The sequence below is a fragment of the Alicyclobacillus shizuokensis NBRC 103103 genome (genome assembly GCF_001552255.1).
Taxonomy (GTDB): Bacteria; Bacillota; Bacilli; order Alicyclobacillales; family Alicyclobacillaceae; genus Alicyclobacillus_G; species Alicyclobacillus_G shizuokensis.
Genome location: NZ_BCQV01000023.1, coordinates 1 through 16,790, shown reverse-complemented (window position 1 = coordinate 16,790; position 16,790 = coordinate 1). Strand labels below are relative to the sequence as shown.

General features: G+C 54.7%; 16 protein-coding genes. 5 read left to right on the top strand and 11 right to left on the bottom strand.

Annotation, left to right across the window (positions count from 1 at the left end; all coding sequences use genetic code 11):
• Positions 1–5 precede the first annotated feature (5 nt).
• Complete coding sequence (gene hutH, locus ASH01S_RS10020; protein WP_067927307.1) at positions 6–1,565, bottom strand: histidine ammonia-lyase; 1,560 nt, start codon at positions 1,563–1,565, stop codon at positions 6–8.
• Positions 1,566–1,593: 28 nt separating this feature from the next.
• A complete protein-coding gene (locus ASH01S_RS10015; protein ID WP_083517021.1) occupies positions 1,594–2,949 on the bottom strand; it encodes an MFS transporter in 1,356 nt (451 codons plus the stop codon).
• 310 nt (positions 2,950–3,259) lie between these two features.
• On the opposite strand from ASH01S_RS10015, the gene ASH01S_RS10010 reads away from it, so the two are divergent.
• The 5 genes from ASH01S_RS10010 (at position 3,260) to ASH01S_RS09990 (ending at position 9,882) form a co-directional block, all read left to right on the top strand.
• On the top strand, positions 3,260–4,264 hold the full coding sequence (locus ASH01S_RS10010; protein ID WP_067927302.1) for a LacI family DNA-binding transcriptional regulator: 1,005 nt from the start codon (positions 3,260–3,262) through the stop codon (positions 4,262–4,264).
• Between the two features lie 179 nt (positions 4,265–4,443).
• Positions 4,444–6,651, top strand: coding sequence for an amylo-alpha-1,6-glucosidase (locus ASH01S_RS10005; protein ID WP_067927299.1), 2,208 nt, complete (start codon positions 4,444–4,446; stop codon positions 6,649–6,651).
• Between the two features lie 79 nt (positions 6,652–6,730).
• The gene (locus ASH01S_RS10000) at positions 6,731–8,002 is read left to right on the top strand and encodes an ABC transporter substrate-binding protein (RefSeq protein WP_067927296.1); all 1,272 of its coding nucleotides are present in this window, start codon (positions 6,731–6,733) and stop codon (positions 8,000–8,002) included.
• 78 nt (positions 8,003–8,080) lie between these two features.
• The gene (locus ASH01S_RS09995) at positions 8,081–8,998 is read left to right on the top strand and encodes a carbohydrate ABC transporter permease (RefSeq protein WP_217996315.1); all 918 of its coding nucleotides are present in this window, start codon (positions 8,081–8,083) and stop codon (positions 8,996–8,998) included.
• A 59-nt stretch (positions 8,999–9,057) separates the two neighbouring features.
• Positions 9,058–9,882 (top strand): carbohydrate ABC transporter permease, encoded by an 825-nt coding sequence (locus ASH01S_RS09990; protein WP_083517020.1) that lies wholly within the window; start codon positions 9,058–9,060, stop codon positions 9,880–9,882.
• A 202-nt stretch (positions 9,883–10,084) separates the two neighbouring features.
• Here the strand turns inward: ASH01S_RS09990 and ASH01S_RS17940 are convergent, their stop codons facing one another.
• The 9 genes from ASH01S_RS17940 to ASH01S_RS17930 form a co-directional block, all read right to left on the bottom strand.
• The gene (locus tag ASH01S_RS17940) at positions 10,085–10,417 is read right to left on the bottom strand and encodes a YmaF family protein (RefSeq protein ID WP_373278567.1); all 333 of its coding nucleotides are present in this window, start codon (positions 10,415–10,417) and stop codon (positions 10,085–10,087) included.
• A gap of 325 nt (positions 10,418–10,742) precedes the next feature.
• The gene (locus tag ASH01S_RS09985) at positions 10,743–11,483 is read right to left on the bottom strand and encodes a sugar isomerase domain-containing protein (RefSeq protein ID WP_083517018.1); all 741 of its coding nucleotides are present in this window, start codon (positions 11,481–11,483) and stop codon (positions 10,743–10,745) included.
• Positions 11,480–12,649, bottom strand: coding sequence for a hypothetical protein (locus tag ASH01S_RS09980; protein WP_157067084.1), 1,170 nt, complete (start codon positions 12,647–12,649; stop codon positions 11,480–11,482). The genes ASH01S_RS09985 and ASH01S_RS09980 overlap by 4 nt, the downstream gene beginning before the upstream one ends.
• 106 nt (positions 12,650–12,755) lie before the next feature.
• Positions 12,756–13,247 carry a PTS sugar transporter subunit IIB gene (locus ASH01S_RS09975; RefSeq protein WP_217996314.1) on the bottom strand — a complete coding sequence of 164 codons (492 nt, stop codon included), beginning with the start codon at positions 13,245–13,247 and terminating at the stop codon, positions 12,756–12,758.
• Between the two features lie 7 nt (positions 13,248–13,254).
• Complete coding sequence (locus ASH01S_RS09970; protein WP_067927284.1) at positions 13,255–13,650, bottom strand: PTS sugar transporter subunit IIA; 396 nt, start codon at positions 13,648–13,650, stop codon at positions 13,255–13,257.
• 19 nt (positions 13,651–13,669) lie between these two features.
• Positions 13,670–14,512, bottom strand: a complete 843-nt coding sequence (locus ASH01S_RS19020) for a PTS system mannose/fructose/sorbose family transporter subunit IID (RefSeq protein WP_217996313.1) — start codon at positions 14,510–14,512, stop codon at positions 13,670–13,672.
• Positions 14,505–15,248 (bottom strand): PTS mannose/fructose/sorbose/N-acetylgalactosamine transporter subunit IIC, encoded by a 744-nt coding sequence (locus tag ASH01S_RS19015; protein WP_067927278.1) that lies wholly within the window; start codon positions 15,246–15,248, stop codon positions 14,505–14,507. Before ASH01S_RS19015 ends, ASH01S_RS19020 begins: the two co-directional genes overlap by 8 nt.
• Before the next feature lie 98 nt (positions 15,249–15,346).
• The gene (locus ASH01S_RS09955) at positions 15,347–15,571 is read right to left on the bottom strand and encodes a UTRA domain-containing protein (RefSeq protein WP_067927275.1); all 225 of its coding nucleotides are present in this window, start codon (positions 15,569–15,571) and stop codon (positions 15,347–15,349) included.
• 89 nt (positions 15,572–15,660) lie between these two features.
• Complete coding sequence (locus ASH01S_RS17930) at positions 15,661–16,086, bottom strand: reverse transcriptase domain-containing protein (protein WP_245629025.1); 426 nt, start codon at positions 16,084–16,086, stop codon at positions 15,661–15,663.
• Positions 16,087–16,790 lie beyond the last annotated feature (704 nt).

Sequence of the window (16,790 nt, the reverse complement as noted above, 5' to 3'; positions counted from 1 at the left end):
AGCAGCTAGAATGGAATCTCTCCAAGCAATTCCTCGACCCGGCGAACAATCTCTCCTTCATGAATCATATCATAGATGGCCACGATATCCGGATACAGATACCGGTCTTCCTCCAGTGTGGGAACTTCTCTGCGAATGGCCCGGTAGACAGATGCGGTCGCGCTTGACGGCCTCAGAGGTCGATGAAAGTCCAGCGCCTGGGCCGCCGCCATCAGTTCGATGGCCAGGATGTGTGTCACTTTTTCGGCCACCTGGTAGGCCTTGCGCGCGGCCTGGTAGGCGAAGGTAACCACGTCTTCCTGATAAGCGCATGTGGGAATGTTGTCCACAGTGGCCGGATGCGCCAATGCCTTGATCTCCGAGAGCAAACCGGCCGCGGTGTACTGCGGAATCATGTAGCCGCTGTTGAGACCTGGATGAGCGACCAGAAAGTCGGGGAGTTCACTGACATGAAAGTTCACTAAGCGGTCAATCCGACTTTCCGCCATCTTCGCCAAATTTCCAAGTGCAATCGCGATGGAATCGGCCGCGATGCCGATAAAGGTGGCATCGAAGTTCCCTCCCATCAGCCCGACTCCGTCGTCGCCCTGGCCATAGATGATGGGATTGTCACTGACGGATGCCATCTCGTTGCGAACACTGGCCGCCGCATCCTTGAGCGTCTTCTTGACCGCGCCGTGAAGCTGCGGGATGCAGCGCAGACTGAGCGCATCCTGCAGCCGATAATCCCGATACGCCTGCGCTATCTCACTGTCCGCGAGCATCCGGGACAGATACCGCGCGGTGGCTGCCTGTTCGTGGTGCCGCTTCAGCTGGTGAAGCCGCTCGTCGAACGCCCGGATGGTGCCCTTCAGGGACTCGAAGGACATGGCGGCCGCGATGTCGGCGGTTTTGGTGGCCTGGATGGCGTCATACAAGGCCAACGCGGCGATGGCCGTTGTCGACGTTGTTCCGTTCAGGAGCGACAATCCCTCCTTGGGTCCCAACGTCAGCGGCGTGAGTCCCGCCTTCTGCAGCGCCTCGGCGCCGTTCAGCAATTCACCGCCATAGTAGGCCTTGCCTTCGCCCATCAGCACGAGCGCCATGTGGGCTTCCGGAGAGAGGTACGCCACAGACCCGTCGCCCGGCACATATGGCACCACTTGCCGGTTCAACAGCGCCGCGAGAGCGTCGAGAACCTCCATGCGCACGCCTGAAAATCCTTGACCGAGCTGTACCAAGATCATGAACTGGGTGGCGCGGACCAGTTCCGCGGGCAAAGGAGCCCCCACGGATACCGCGTGGGAACGCACGATATTCCGTTGGAGCGCCTCTGCTTCCACAGGCGAGATCACCTTGGTGACGTTGCTGCCAAACCCGGTCGTAATCCCGTAAATGACGCGATTTTCCGCAAGAAACTTGTCCACCAACGCGCGCGACTTGGCGACACGCTCTCGATACGCCGGACAGAAAGACACCTGGGCTCCGTAGCGAGAGACGGCCACAAGTTCGCTCACGGTCGGATCGCCGTGGCCGAGAACGACTTTTTGAATATCCTGGGGTCTTGTTCCCGGTCTGTGCGTCATGGCCAACAACCTCCACGGTGGATAAAAGTCACTGCAATTCGGGTGTCGCGTCCTCCGCGTCGAGACTCGCAGCCGGGTGATGCAACGGATTGCTCGCCTCATCCAGCGCCAGACGCGCCGTTTCCGGCGCCCACAGGACAGAGACCAGCGTGCCAAACAGCAGCACCGCAGTCATGCCAAACATTGAGGCCTTCACCGACATGAGGGGGAGAAGGAACGTGCCGATAGCGGACCCTACACGGCTGACAGCGGTGACCACGCCGACGCCGGAAGCTCTGACATCGGTAGGAAACAGTTCCGCCGGGTAGATCAACGTCAGGTTGGATGCGGCCGACATGATGAACGTGAAGATGATGAACAAAATCAAGATCAAAGTGTGCAGATGAGTCGGCAGGATGGTGATGAAAAACAGCGCGACCGTGAGACAGGCAAAGGAATAGATGGTAAAACCGCGGCGAGACAGCCTTTCCGTGAACCACAACCCGGCAATGGCGCCAACAAGAAGAAAGATGTTCAGGATGGTATCGATGCCGAAGTTGTCCTCAAACCCCAGATTGCTGAGAATGGTCGGCAGGAACGTGTAGATGGCGAAGTACGGGATGACATTGCAGACATAGAAGAGACTGCCGAACACCGTACGCATCCTCACGTTCTTCGCAAACAGATCCCGAAACGCAAAGGCCTGCCTTTTGGCTTCCGCAATCATCGCATCGATTTCCACGTTCTGCCCAACATATTTCTTCACGATGGAGCGCGCTTCCTGCTCGCGGCCCATGCGAATCAACCACCTGGGCGACTCCGGTGTGCCTATTCGCAGAAGCAGCACAATCAGCCCCGGGATGGCGCCGCTGGCCAACATCCAGCGCCAGGCATCCGGCGTCCCCTGCAAATAATAGCCGACTATCGTAGCAAGCGTGTAGCCCACGGTCCACAGGACATTGAGCGCCGACAGCAGGACGCCGCGGTATCGTTTGGGCGCAAACTCGGCCAACAGCGTCGATCCTACGGCGTAATCGCCGCCCAGGGCCAAACCAATCAAGATGCGGAGAATAAACAAGGTGACGGGATCATTGACGAAATACTGGAGGGCGGACGCCACCGTCACAATCACAAAGTTTGTCAGGTAGATTTTCTGGCGGCCGATGTGATCCGACAGCCACCCCAACAGCAAGCTGCCGAAAAACAGCCCAATCAGGGCTGAACTGCCCAACAACCCTTGCCAAACCGGCCCCAAATGCATCTGTGGGCCAATCAGACTCAATGCCATGCTGATGATTCCAAGTGCGTATCCATCGGAAAAGTTCGATCCGAACGTCAACGCGGTAATGCGAACGTGGAATTTGTTCAGAGGAGCATCGTCAATCTGAATCCTTGCTGCGTTCACCCGCCAATCCGCCTCCTTTGATAGGAATATTTCGACTATAACCAGTCAATGAAATGGTACTTTCGTGTGACGCGATACGGTCATATGAACTACCGCACCTAGTCCGATTGTGGATGGCTTCATTATAAATACGGAGAAAACTTGGACAGTAGGGAAGATCCTTGGATCCAGTAGCACGAAATTGCGCTTTTGTCGAACCCTGCGTTGACGATTTATCTTGTTTGGGCTTCTTTGGGCTTCGTCTGACCGTTTGACAGCCCAAAACGTTTTGGATACACTATATTCAATACTTGGGTGAGGGTGTTTGTCGGTGCCAGTGACGATTCGCGATGTTGCGGAAGCAGCCGGAGTATCCATTACGACCGTGTCGCGGGCATTAAATGGGTATGCCGACGTCAGTCCCGACACACGCAAACGAATTCTCGAAATCGCAGAGCGCCTGAACTATCGTCCAAACCACGTGGCGCGCAGCTTGGTGAGAAAGAGGACACAGACCATCGGTTTGCTGGTGTCAGACTTCGGTAAATCCCGGACTGGGCATCACTTCATGTTTGATGTGTTAGCGGGAGTCTATGAGCGGCTGGCAGAGCTCGGTTACGATGTCAGTCTCGTGAGCACCACAACGGCACAGCAGCACCTGGTATCCTATCTCGACTTTTGCACCGAGCGGCGCTTTGAAGGCGTGATTGTCATGGGCATCCGTGTCGATGATCCGTACGTTCACGAAGTGGTCGAGTCTCCGTTGCCCAGCGTCGTTATCGACCTGCCTCTGCTCAGCGACCACTGCGGATACGTCATGACAGACAACATCAATGGTGCGAAATTCGCCGTTCGGCACCTGTTCCAACAAGGCCACCGGCATATTGGATTCGTCAACGGCTACGCACAGGCAGCGGTAAGCGCAGATCGGTTGCGCGGCTACAAAGAAGGCCTTCGGACTGTCGGCCTGCCCTTCGAACCGTCTCTAGTCTACGAATCAGATTTTTCCCTCGCAGGAGGAGCTCAAGGTTTTCACGAACTGCGGCAGTGTTATCCAGATGTCACAGCCATCTTTTTCGCCAGTGACCTGATGGCGATTGGCGGCATGCGTGAAGCACTGGCCAATGGATTGCGTGTGCCAGACGACCTGGCCGTGGTCGGCTTCGATAATATCGATTTAACGGAACTGGTGTCACCGACGTTGACCACTGTTGGGCAGCACAGGTATGAAATGGGAGTGACCGCTGCGGAAATGCTCATCGGTATGCTGGAACGAAACGAACCTCCCCAGGGGAGGCTGCTGGCGCCGGAACTGATTGTCCGCGAAAGCGGCTGACTGCCGCCGACCTGAGGACTGCCCAGCTGACAACGATATTCGCTTCCATCGTGGCTGCGGTATAGTCCTGTGAGGTCATTGAACCCTTCTTGTTGAAGGAGTGTCGGCGATTTTTTGCGGGGTTTCCAAAACGTTTTGGATATCCTTGGCTCTCTACAAAGGAGGCAACTGGGTTCAACATGAAGTTTACCGTCATCAAGGAAAATGATCTATTTTTTGTGTCCAACAGTTCTGGAGATGCCCCCCATCCTTCCCTTGATCCGTTTGGATACGGGCTGTTCACACGAGACACACGCGTGCTTAGCCAATGGACATGGACCACGGCCCCCTCTGTTTTTGTAGAGCTAGCCTCGGACGTGTCTCGAAACTTTGAGGCAATCTATCACTATACGAATCGGGAATGGCGACTTTCCGAAAACGTTGTGGTTCCGCGTGAAAGCCTATACGCCACACGGCGCCAGTTTGTCGACGGACATCGGTTTTATGAACAGGGAGAGATCGAAAATTTCTCAACGGAAACGATTACTCTCGAGGTCGCTTACGAAATGGATGCCGACTTTCTTGACATGTTTGAAGTACGAGCAGGCCAAACGCTTGCGGACCGGGAGCAACTAAAGCGGCAAATTGAAATGGAAGGCGGAGCGCAGTCCAGGACGTTCCGCTACATGGCAAAGGACGGTACAAAGTGCACGACGACCGTTCGTTTCAGTGCGGACCATCATCACCCAAGCCCTTTCCCGGGTCTGCCGAAAGTGGGGGCGCGTCTGAGGATTCCGCCACGCGGCAAGTGTACATGGGTTGTGTCCGTCACACCTTCCGTGGCTGGAGCGATGGACGCTAGCGCCTCCGCCAGTCCCAGACCCCCGGCGGCACAGCGAATGGATGTCAGTCTTAAGCAAGTGGACGGCGAAAGGCGGCAAATTGTTCGCGACTACGAAAACTGGTTGCATAAAGCTCCCAGGATTTCTGGATGCAAGGCGTTCACCACCTGGTACTACAGAGGATTGAGGGATGTTCGCATGCTGTTGACCGATATCGGTCATGGCCGTTTCCCGGTAGCTGGGGTTCCCTGGTATGCAGTTCCGTTTGGACGGGATAGCCTGATTACGGCTCTGCAAATGCTGCCTGCCGACGCCGAGGTGGCCCGAGGAACGCTCGCCACGATGGCCGCGTTTCAAGGCCGCATTGTGGACCCGTCCCGTGACGAGGAGCCTGGGAAGATTATGCACGAACTGCGGGCAGGAGAACTCACGCGGACAGGCAAGGTTCCGTTTGGGCCCTACTATGGAACCATCGACGCTACCCCACTCTTCCTGAATTTGGCCGCCGATTATGCGGCCTGGACAGCCGACCAAGAGTGGCTGCAGACACTCTTACCAGCCGTGGATTCGGCTTTCATGTGGATAGAGCGGTATGGAGATCGGGATGGAGACGGATTTGTGGAGTACCTGTCCGAAGCCGCAGAAGGAATATCCAACCAAGGATGGAAAGACTCCGGTGATGCCATTCAACACAAGGAGGGAACACTGGCCACCGGCCCGATTGCCCTGTGCGAAGTCCAGGGTTACGTCTTTCGCGCCTATCGTCGCTGGGGCGAAGTCTTCGCGTGGCTCCATATGCCGGAACAGGCGAGGCATTGCCAAGAACGAGCGGATCGACTCCGTCGGCATTTTATCGAATCCTTTTGGCTGGACGACGAAGATGCGGTTGCCCTGGCCCTAGATGGCAACAAACGGCCTGTGCGCACCTTGACCTCTAACATGGGGCAAGTGTTGTGGAGCGAAATTCTGCCTCAGACGCTTGCGGATCGCGTCATTGACCGCATGCTGGGGGACGATATGTTCAGTGGTTTTGGCGTTCGAACCCTGTCCGCAAACGAAATATCGTATAACCCGCTGAGTTACCACAATGGATCCGTGTGGCCGCATGACAATTCCTTGATCATCGCGGGCATGGCCAAATACGGCCGCCACGACGCGGTTGCACAGCTTGTCGAAGGAATGTTGACGGCTGCCGAAGGGTTCGAGCTGTTCCGATTGCCCGAGTTGTTTGCAGGCATAGATGCGAAGAGGGTGTCACGTCCTGTCCCCTATCCGGTGTCCTGTTCCCCTCAGGCGTGGGCGGCAGCGTCACCTGTTCTCATCCTGGCTGCCATGCTCGGTCTGAACCCTGACGTTCCGGCCGGAAGGGTTTACCTGAATCCTTCGCTTCCTATCTCAATCCCAAGGCTCAAGATTGAGTCCATCGGGATTGGGAATGGCAAGTTGAGTATAGATCTGCACCGGACATCCGCTGGACAGACGCAATGCCACATCCTCGCAAATACGACCGGTTTGTCCGTGCACCAGACTTCACCCAGGGAGGTGATAGAAGACGTAACTCAGTGATGACACCTTGCGCAGGAATTGGTACGTGGGTGATCTCGGGAAGACCATCGGGCTGATTTTCCAAAGGGGGTTATGACTGATGAAGGGGAGAATCAAAAAGTATTTCGGGGCTGCCAGTATTCTGCTCGTCAGTTCAGGGGCCGTCATCGGTTGCGGGCAAGGAAACACGTCGGGAGGAAATCATACTGCCAATAGTGACAAGGCCAAAACCGTCACGCTGAAATTGGGCATGTGGTCGTCGAGCCCTGCTGAAAAACAACTGGTAGAAAAACAAGTGAAGGCGTTTGAAAAGAAGAACCCTAACATCAAGGTTACGCTGGAGGTCATCACGGGAGATTATCTGCAAGCTTTGCAGCCGATGTTGGCCTCGCACACCGCACCAGACATTTTCTATGTGGATTCCTCGTACGCACCGACATTGGAAGCATCGGGTGCGCTGATGCCGCTGGACAAGTACATCAAGCAGGATCACGTCAATACAAGCGATTTTAGCCCTGCCCTGCTGAAAGCGTTTCAGTGGAAAGGTGTCACCTATGGTCTGCCCAAAGACATGAACACGATGGCGCTTGAGTACAACAAGTCCATGCTAGCGAAGGCCGGAATTCAGTCGCCCCCGAAGACCTGGAATGAATTTGAACAGGACGCCGCCAAGTTGAAGGCAAAGGGAATGACTCCCCTGAGCATGCCCATTGATGTGGCTCGTTATTACCCGTTCGTGAAAGACTTTGGTGGCAGCTACTATGATGTGAACAGCAATAAGGCGACGTTTACCGAGAAGGCAAATGTGCCTGGCCTCAAGTTCTTCATCGACAATTTTAAACAGAAGAATTTCGTACAGCCGAAGGACTTGGGTGGCGATTGGGCCGGCATCCCGTTTGCCCAAGGAAAAGTCGCGATGGTCTTAGAAGGCGCCTGGCTGATCCCGTTCATGCAACAAACCGCCCCGAAACTCGATTACGGGGTGGCGGATTTGCCGTCGGCCAACGGGCAAGACTTCAACATGACCTACACGGTGAGCTATTCGATGGCCAAGTCGACCCAGCATCCTGCTCAGGCCGCGAAACTGTTGTTTTACCTGACCGGACCTGAGGCGCTCAAGATGACCGCGGAATCTGGCCTGGCAATTCCTTCTCGCACCAGCGTGCAAGGTGAGTTCTTGAAGAAGTACCCGAACTATAAAGCCTTTGTCGATGGCGTGAAACACGCTGTACCCTATCAGTTCGGAACGCTTGGGCAGGAGTTTGTCGATGCCATCAACAAGGCGACCGAAGCAGGTATTCTGCAGAACCAGTCACCAACAGATGTATTGTCCCAGGCAAATCAGACCCTGATGTCGCAGCAGGCTCAATGATTGTGTGATTCTCACAACGGAAGCCGCGGACGGAACCAGCGGCTTCCGTTGTGACATGTCGAAAAGGGGGCATGCAGGGTGAACGGCGTGCACACGCATACTGTTGTGGCTCACCACTCCTCAAGAAGGAGTTCGGTGGATCAAGCGTTGGCAGGGTACCTTTTTGTCCTGCCAGCGCTGACCGCCTTGGTTGTGTTCCTGGTTGGCCCGATTCTTTATGCGTTCTATATCAGTTTCCAACAATTCTCATTCCTTGATGAACAGTCCAACCGATTTGTCGGACTGGCGAACTATGTTCATTTATTTCACGATCCTGTCTTTCTTCGCGCGTTGTGGAATACCACGTTGTATTCATTAGGTGTGGTGCCCGTACAAACTGCTCTTGCCCTGTTTTTGGCCATTATTGTCAATCGAGTCCAGGGGAAAACGTTCTTTCGGGTCGCCTACTATCTGCCAACCGTCACCTCGACGGTCGCGGTCAGTGTCATGTTTGTATTTCTGTTCCAGCCGCGCGGACTGGTCAACCAATTTCTCGCCTTGTTCGGTGTTCAGGGCCCCAATTACTTCAACAGTCCCACCTTCGCTCTCCCGGCCATCATGGTGATGGCCATCTGGTCCACCGTCGGCCAGTTCATGATCATCTACTTGGCGGGACTGCAGGATATACCGGATGAGTTGTACGAAGCGGCAGCGATAGATGGGGCCAGTGGATGGAAGTTGACACGTCACATCACCATCCCCATGTTGCGCAGGACCACCTTTTTGGTGATTGTCATGTCGTTGATTGGCACCTTTCAGGTGTTCGACCAGGCGTATGTCGTCTCTGGAGGTACAGGTGGACCACTAAACGCGACGTTGACGGTCATACTGGACCTGTTCATTAAAGGGTTCAAGGATATGCAGATGGGATACGCTTCGGCGATGGCCTTCGTACTCTTTGCCATCATTATGATTCTGACGCTGATTCAACACTACTTGGTCGGCCGCGAAGATTAGGTGTTGCAACTGCCTGCACTGGTGCTGGCGATTGCACTGCGAAAGAAGGAGGAATTGCGGTGTCCCGCGAGGCGGTATATCGGCGTCCGAGACACGTGCTGTATATCATAGCCATTTTGTACGCTTGCGTGTCCTTGTTGCCGTTTGTATGGTCCGTCTATACTTCGCTCAAACCGACGGATGAAGTGTTTACCAGCATCGTTCCCATCAGTCACCTGAACTTTGGGAGCTACGCAACCATCATACACGACTTCCCGTTCGCTCGTTGGCTGCTGAACAGCACGGTCGTCGCGGTTATTGTGACGGCGGGGAATCTCTGCGTGAACACGCTCGCTGGATACGCGTTCGCGCGGCTGAGGTTCCCGGGACGCGGCCTTTTGTTTTACGCCTTCCTCGCCATCATGATGATTCCATCCCAGGTCGTCCTCGTACCCATCTACATGCTCTTGGCTAAGTTGGGCTGGATTGACACGTACCAGGGCTTGACGATCCCGTTCCTGATGTCACCGTTCATGATCTTTCTCGCCCGTCAGTTCTTCCTCGGTCTGCCAAAAGAACTGGAAGAAGCTGCCCGAATCGATGGATTAGGACACTGGGGGGTCTTTTGGCGCATCTTTTTGCCATTGTCACGTCCACTCCTGGCTGCGCAAACCATTTTCACATTTCAGGGAAACTGGAACTCATTCCTCTGGCCGGTACTCCTTGCGACAAGCCAAGATATGTACACACTGCCAGTCGGATTGAATTCATTTTACGGCCAGTACGATGCCTACTGGAACAGCGTCATGGCAGGTGTGATCTTGCTGACCCTGCCGATGGTCATCGTGTTCTTAGTGTTCCAGAAGCAGTTTGTGAAGGGTATCTCGACGACCGGGATCAAGTAAATGGGAGGACAAATAGCCATGTTGTCACGAGACAGCCCTGGTCCCGAAGGAATGCGACCAAGGCGCTCCTTAACATTGGCCCTACCAGTGTTGTGCGAAGGTTTCTGTTCCAAGCTATTGCCTGCCCGAAAAATGACCTCTGCATCCGCAGGGTGGGCACCTTCCCCGACCACCATCAATTTTGGAATGCTCGAAGTGGCTCCTATTCATTGGCAAGTCCTGTTTTTCCGCAGTAGGAATGATGATGCGGAATTCTTCCATTGACCGTCGTAACGCCTTCGAAGAGATGATAGTGTCCACCCCCAGGTAAAGGAATGGCAGGCCCTGTTCGACCCTTGATGGAATGAACATGACCGTCGTTGAACGTCGTCACCGTTGAATACATATGAGTGTGCGGCACACCACTTGGAGCTGGGGCAGTGACGCCTGCATACCCATGGCGATGTCCTACATCAAAAGATGTCACACCGCAAAATCCATGGGTGTGCAAAATTCTTCCATCCCACGTTACGAGAAACATTTCATGGGAATGCATGGCGCCGCCCGTTTCATCATGCTCATAGACCACGCCCATAACACGTGCTTGTGAATCCACTCTTGCTTCTCCCCCTGCACTCGGACTCCTGTGGTCCAATGTATGCTGGGGGTCACATGGGTGGTGGGGGCAGACGTATTCGGTCGACGGCGGAATTGCATTCGTGAAAAGAGGTACCCAGGCACGAAATTCGCGTGAAAAAGTTGCACACAACCAACCATCGATCAGGAGTGGCAGGATGACTACCCACCCGGTCATACGGTATATCAGGATTGCACGAATGCTCGCACGCCTGGCTCAGGATACTATGCAGGATGAAAGCCGGCTAAATCCTCCCTTGGTAGCGAGCACGAATATTTTCATTCCACTCATCTGCCCCATCCAAGTTGGCACTCATATAAACCGGAATGGATTCGCCTCTTCGCAAAAGAATCCGTATCACTTCCGCCGTCAGGCATTGGGCAATGACCGCCCCGGTGACGGAAGACACAGAACAAGCTTTCGTGCTCAGACGCTCATCCGTCAGAATGGCATCCCCCATTGGCCCACAGTTGTCAATGACGCAATCCGCGACCTCGAAAAGCCGTTTCCCGGACAGATGGCGCGACGAAACTGCTTGGCTGTGTGCCAGTGACGTTACACAGACAACCGGCAGTCCTTTTTGCTTGAGCGCCAGTGCCATTTCGACAATCACGCCGTTGCGGCCGGAATTGGATACGACCACGGCCGCGTCCCTCGGTTCAATGTCGTAACATGCCAAAAGCTGGTGAGCAATCGCCGGATCTCTTTCTAAAGACGGATCTTGTAAGTCATCGATTGGACGAAGGCCACGGAGGAACAGGTCGTCCAGCGACATCATGTGCATCGGAACGATACCTCCTGCACGATGGCACATCTCCATGGCAAACGCCTTGGAGTGACCTGTTCCAAAAACGTGCACCACCCCATCATTCTCCACACATTCGGCCAATACAAAAGCCGCACGTTCAATGGCAACCAACTGCGTCTCCCGTAGCTTGGCCAGAACTTGTTCGACGGTCTGAAAAAATGCAACAGCGGAGATCATGACCAGGCCTCCCCTCTTTCCCATGTTTCTAATAGCCCTCGACTTGCAGCCAGTAGGCGCTGCCCCGCCGCGCGGCCATACTGACTCATCAAGACTTCATAAGAAACGTCATCATCTGCGTCCACATCGGGGAGGTATCCGACGCCTCCGGCGTAGCCGACGAGCACGACCGGATGAGTTCTCGCGTGTTGGATGATCTTCGCATAGTTTGAAAACGGCTCCCCGGGCCAAAAAACGTAATCCACACAGGCTGAGAAAGATACAGCCATGACCTGCACACGCACAGGCTTGGCATTGGCCAGCCACCCACTGCGCCACGCCTGCAATGCTTGCAGCAAAGTGTGTCGTGTCCGATCCGCTTGGACACTGCTCATGGCCGAGCGCGTCTCGGTCTTTACACTGTTCGAAAGTGTTGTTAGCAGCGCATCGTTCAACGGTTGCGGCTGTAACAGAACCTCCCGACTCGCTGCGTGGAAACTCCAGTCCTCCCGGACGCCAACCACCTTGTCGGGGTTACGGATCAGCCGACAGGCTCGCTCAGCCAACTCATTTCCGATACGTTCCATCTCTCTGAACGTCTGCTCCCGCCGCGTACAGCGGGCACTGATATCCCCGGCAGCCCCGTTGAAAAAACAGACGCATGCGCCCTCAAAGACGCTGGCCAGCCGGCTCGCAATGACACCCGGATATTCGGCCGAGTACCATCGGTTATCGGCGCCCAGGATGGTCGGGTGACAAGGAAAGTGCACGATAATACCTTGGGGCTTATCGGATCGCGAATGAGTATAAAACGCCTGCACCGTGAGTGGCAGCGCGATTCTCTGTCCCTGACGGCGAATACATCCGATATCAGAGATCAAGGTCGTGCCGAAAGAAAAACGCGTGCACATTTCTTTCGACTGAAAGGCCTCACGACACACGGATAGAATCGTTTCAAACACAGTTTCGGCATATGTCTGTTCAGGCGGGCTCACGAACTGGATATCCGGTGCGGCGTGCGTATGTGTCGATGCAATGACAAGATGAAAATCATCCAAGGAAAGGAAACCCTTGATCGATTCATAAACACGCCCCTGCCAATCTACCGGGATATCCAATACGTCACACGACACTATGAAGACAGGTGCTACCTCGCTATCGATGAAACACATCGCCTTGACGCCCAATTCATCGTGTGTTCCTTGGCTCAAACCCTTCCGATCTATATAGCCACCCATGTGAAGACTGGGAGGGCACAAGAATTTCTCCGCCGCACCGATGAACATCATCTGTTTAGAACCCCTTCTTGCGGATGAGCTCAAGCAGGTCCAGCTTACTGTCTGTCGGGAGCATCTGTGCAGTCACAGTGAACCCCTTGGCGGCGATGGATTTATAAATCTCCGTGTCAGCCGCAGTTACGGCTATCGATTTCGTGACCATCTTATAATCGGTGCCTGGCGTCGGGGCCTGGTTACCGACGTTGACCTGCGCGGGTCTGACCCCGCCCTCCAAAACGCGCAGGGCATCCGAGGGAAGCTTGACAACCATCAAGATGCTATCCTTCTCATGGGACGGGTCTTGGACATACGCCACCGCCTCCTCCACGCTGAGCACAGACGTTTTGACACCACGTGCCGCCTTCGGTAAGAGTACTTTTTGAATCGGATCACGGGCGACTTGGTCGTTGACCACCAGAATGTGATTCGCACCAATCGACTGGACCCAGGTTGCAGTGACCTGACCGTGAATGAGGCGGTTATCGATGCGCAAGTGTTTCACCGGCATATATTATTCACTCCTCGCGCAGCAAATCGTTGACTCTCGCAATCCCGTTTTGACCAGCCGTCTTGGCCAGTACAGCCAGCTGTGAGCAAGACAAGTTTCGCTTCCCGAGGACTTCCAACAACATCGGCAGATTGACTCCACTCACCACCTCCACACCCTTGCCCATCATGGTCGTTGCAGCATTTCCTGGGCTTCCACCCAACACATCGCACAGAATAAGCACCCCGTTACCGTCCTCCATCTTCTGTATGATTTCGAATAAATTTTCAGAAAATGATTCCAAGTTGGTGTCTTGGTATAGATTCAGCGTACGCACTCCGGTCTGTGGACCCAGAATCATTTCCGCGGCAGCCAGCAAGGCTGCCGGCGCTTCTCCGTGTCCGACAATGATAATGCCACCCACACTGGCACCCCCTTCGTGCCTAAAACAGGCCAATGGCACTGGTGATAAAGGCGAGGACAACGAGAATCAACAACACCCAGACCGGCGACAGTTTGAATCGCTTCATCAGCCAGTAGGCAAGTGCTACAACCAGAACGGGAAAGAGGGAAGGGAAGATTTTGTCCAGCGTATCTTGCAGGGAAATGGTCTTGGTGGTCGCCTTGCCGGCAAGTTCTACAGTTTTATGGAAGGAAAGCGGTGTTTTCAGGTTGGTCATGATGCTCGGCACAAAGCCGCCGACGACCATGACGCCAAAGATGGTGGCAATTTCGGTAATCCGGTCTATCAAGCCGCCCCCTACCACTTCGTCCACGAAACCGATGCCGCGGCGATAGCCGAGATAGAAAAGGGGAACCATTAAAATACACCACACCAATCCCATGAGAAACATCAGGGCCGATCCAATCCAGCTTCCGGCCAGAGCCAGCGAGGCGGCAAACACGGCAATCATGGGGCGAATCAAGACCCCCTGGATAGTGTCACCAATGCCAGCAAACGGCCCCATCAACCCGACCTTCAAACTGTCGACCGCATCTCCGAGTTTCTCCGATTCCAGGGCGACGGTGGCACCGAAAATGGGCGGTGAACCGATTTGCGGGTTCGTATTATAAAACTGCAGATGACGCTTCATGGCTTGAATCAGGTCATTTCGGTCAGTATAGACCTTTTTCAAAATCGGCAGCATCGACCAAAGATAACCCAGCGCCTGCATGCGTTCATAGTTCCAGGACCATTGCAGGGTGATGAGGTGCCGCCACATAGCGGATCGGACGTCTCTTTTCGTCACTGTCCCGGACAACGAAGAAGTTTCCGAGTTAGGCATCTGCCTCACTTCCTTTCAAGCGAATGTATAGGAAGCTCGCCGCCAGGGCAGCCAAGGCAATCCCGAGAATCGAAACCTTCAAATAGGCGAACAGAATAAAGCCAATGACAAGAAACGGCCAGTGTTTACGAATCGGCAGCTGATTGAGTAAAAGGGCAAATCCAAGTGCAGGAAGCATGAGCCCGGTTACGTGCATGCCATTCATGAACCATTGCGGCATGGAGTGAATCACACTTTGAATTGGACCTGCACCTAGCCAAACGGCTAAGAAGACGGGAATCGCCCGCGTCAATCCCCAAGGCAATTGGCCCAATAGATGCATCCACGTAATGCCGCGCAGATCACCCCGCTCAGCGTACTTGTCGGCTGCGTGGATGAAGATGGTGGTTACGGCGCGTCCCAACACATCCAGCTGAGTCATCAAGATAGATGCCGGAATCGCGACAGCGAGACCAGCCGTTTCACCACCTCCCAATGCCCCAATCGCGGTCCCTAAGATGGCACCGGTCATGAAATCAGGGATGGTTGCACCTCCGTATGTCCACATGCCCAACGACATCAGCGTCAGTGTCGCGCCAATGGTCAATCCAAGCTTTACGTCACCGACCATCCAGCCCGTGATGAGTCCCATGACTAACGCTTCCTGAATCCATAAGCCGGGCCCAAGATTGAATACGATGCCTACATACGCGAGAAGTGCCAAAACAATCGGAACCCAAATGGCGTACGAATGCATAAAAATACACCTCACTTTTCACGGGTCCTCGTGACGGAAATCCAAAACAAGCATCCATCCAGATACGTCTAAAGTCGAGCGATGGTCATACCCACAATTCATGGAAGTTCGATGAGCGAGTGACACAGCGCAAACGGCAGCACAGCCGTTTCCAGTACCATCGGCGCTCCATCCGCCAAACGCAGCCGCCGCAGTTCAATCACAGTTTCACCGTTCGGAATGGAAAGCCTTTCACATTCGAAATGTGTTCCCTCGCGAATTTCCATCTTCAACCACTGTTTCACCTGTTGGTACAATGGCACAGAACTTTGTCTATCAAGCACTCGGAACTCTCCTCACGGCAACGTCTTCCTGACGGATTCAAAAGTCTAGGGGTTACGTCGGGTGCCCCTGACCGTCAGGTCACTGAAGTCTAGACTGGTCGAATGTGCGAACGCCGAAAAGGGGAAGTTGGTCTATCTATATGGGGATGAATTCGGGGTATGACAGCAAGGATCGCTTGGGAGCTACGGCCCACATGACGACCCACTGGAGTCGAGTGGCATGGTCCAGCTCTAGACCAGCGAGTTTGCCACGCCCAAGTCTTCGCCGGATATGATAAAAACCAACCGCCCGAAACGGACTGGAGATGATAAATGATCCCGCTCGTCGCATCCATCGACAGCGCCATGTCCAAGTCGACGGCCCATCGGTACCCATCTTGGATGTGCTTTTGGGCCCTCTGTACCGCGTCATGGACGCTCCGGCCCGGCCGAAATCCATAGCTGTGCTTGGAAAAATCTGGGTCGAAGATGGGGGTGAGTATCTGAAGCAGCGCCTGTTGGATGAGTCGATCCATCACGGTCGGTATCCCAAAGCCCCGCATTCGCCTTCGGGTTTCGGAATTTCGCCCCGACTGACCGGCTGTGATTTGTAGGTCCCCGTGAGCAGCTTGACGGATGTCCGCCCAGTCGATCTGGATGTACGACCGCAGTTCTTCTACGGTCACTCCATCCACCCCTGGCACTCTCTTGTTGGCTTCGACTCGGCGAAGGGCCCGGAGCAGAGTCCCGATCCAGCATTCTCTCCAACAGAGAGTTCCCTGCTTCGAAGGATGGAATCTGCACTTGTGCCGACGACGAACTCCGCCCTCCCTGCTCGGCCTCTCGCAGCTTGACCGCTACCCTTCGAGCGGAGACTCCGTATGGGGTATTCTGCTGTCGTTGCTCGTCGCATGAACGCATCCAGTCCAGCCTCGTTTCGTGTTTGGCCTTTCTGCAGACGAGCGCTCGCCCGCGTACGATAGCCTCTGCTGACTCCTGCCCAGCGCCACCTCCCGATGGCAGTTACCGGCTTTACCGGCGTACCGGGCAGGCCTCCCCGGATAAGAGTGGGCTGTTTCCTCCCATCTACCCGCCGCATTTACTGCCTACTGCCAAGCCTTTGGCGACTTCTGACATCGTTGTGTCATGGCAACTCGTCCGACTGGGACAGCCTCGGATGCGGTTCGCGTGCCTCAGGCCGGGAGTTTGCCTCCAGTTTCCTTCCGAATTCCATCTCACG

Coding starts and splice junctions, on each gene's coding strand:
- hutH (WP_067927307.1), bottom strand. CDS start 1,565: ATGACGCACAGACCGGGAACAAGACCCCAGGATATTCAAAAAGTCGTT.
- ASH01S_RS10005 (WP_067927299.1), top strand. CDS start 4,444: ATGAAGTTTACCGTCATCAAGGAAAATGATCTATTTTTTGTGTCCAAC.
- ASH01S_RS10000 (WP_067927296.1), top strand. CDS start 6,731: ATGAAGGGGAGAATCAAAAAGTATTTCGGGGCTGCCAGTATTCTGCTC.
- ASH01S_RS17940 (WP_373278567.1), bottom strand. CDS start 10,417: ATGCATTCCCATGAAATGTTTCTCGTAACGTGGGATGGAAGAATTTTG.
- ASH01S_RS09985 (WP_083517018.1), bottom strand. CDS start 11,483: ATGATCTCCGCTGTTGCATTTTTTCAGACCGTCGAACAAGTTCTGGCC.
- ASH01S_RS09975 (WP_217996314.1), bottom strand. CDS start 13,247: ATGCCGGTGAAACACTTGCGCATCGATAACCGCCTCATTCACGGTCAG.
- ASH01S_RS19020 (WP_217996313.1), bottom strand. CDS start 14,512: ATGCCTAACTCGGAAACTTCTTCGTTGTCCGGGACAGTGACGAAAAGA.
- ASH01S_RS19015 (WP_067927278.1), bottom strand. CDS start 15,248: ATGCATTCGTACGCCATTTGGGTTCCGATTGTTTTGGCACTTCTCGCG.
- ASH01S_RS17930 (WP_245629025.1), bottom strand. CDS start 16,086: ATGGATCGACTCATCCAACAGGCGCTGCTTCAGATACTCACCCCCATC.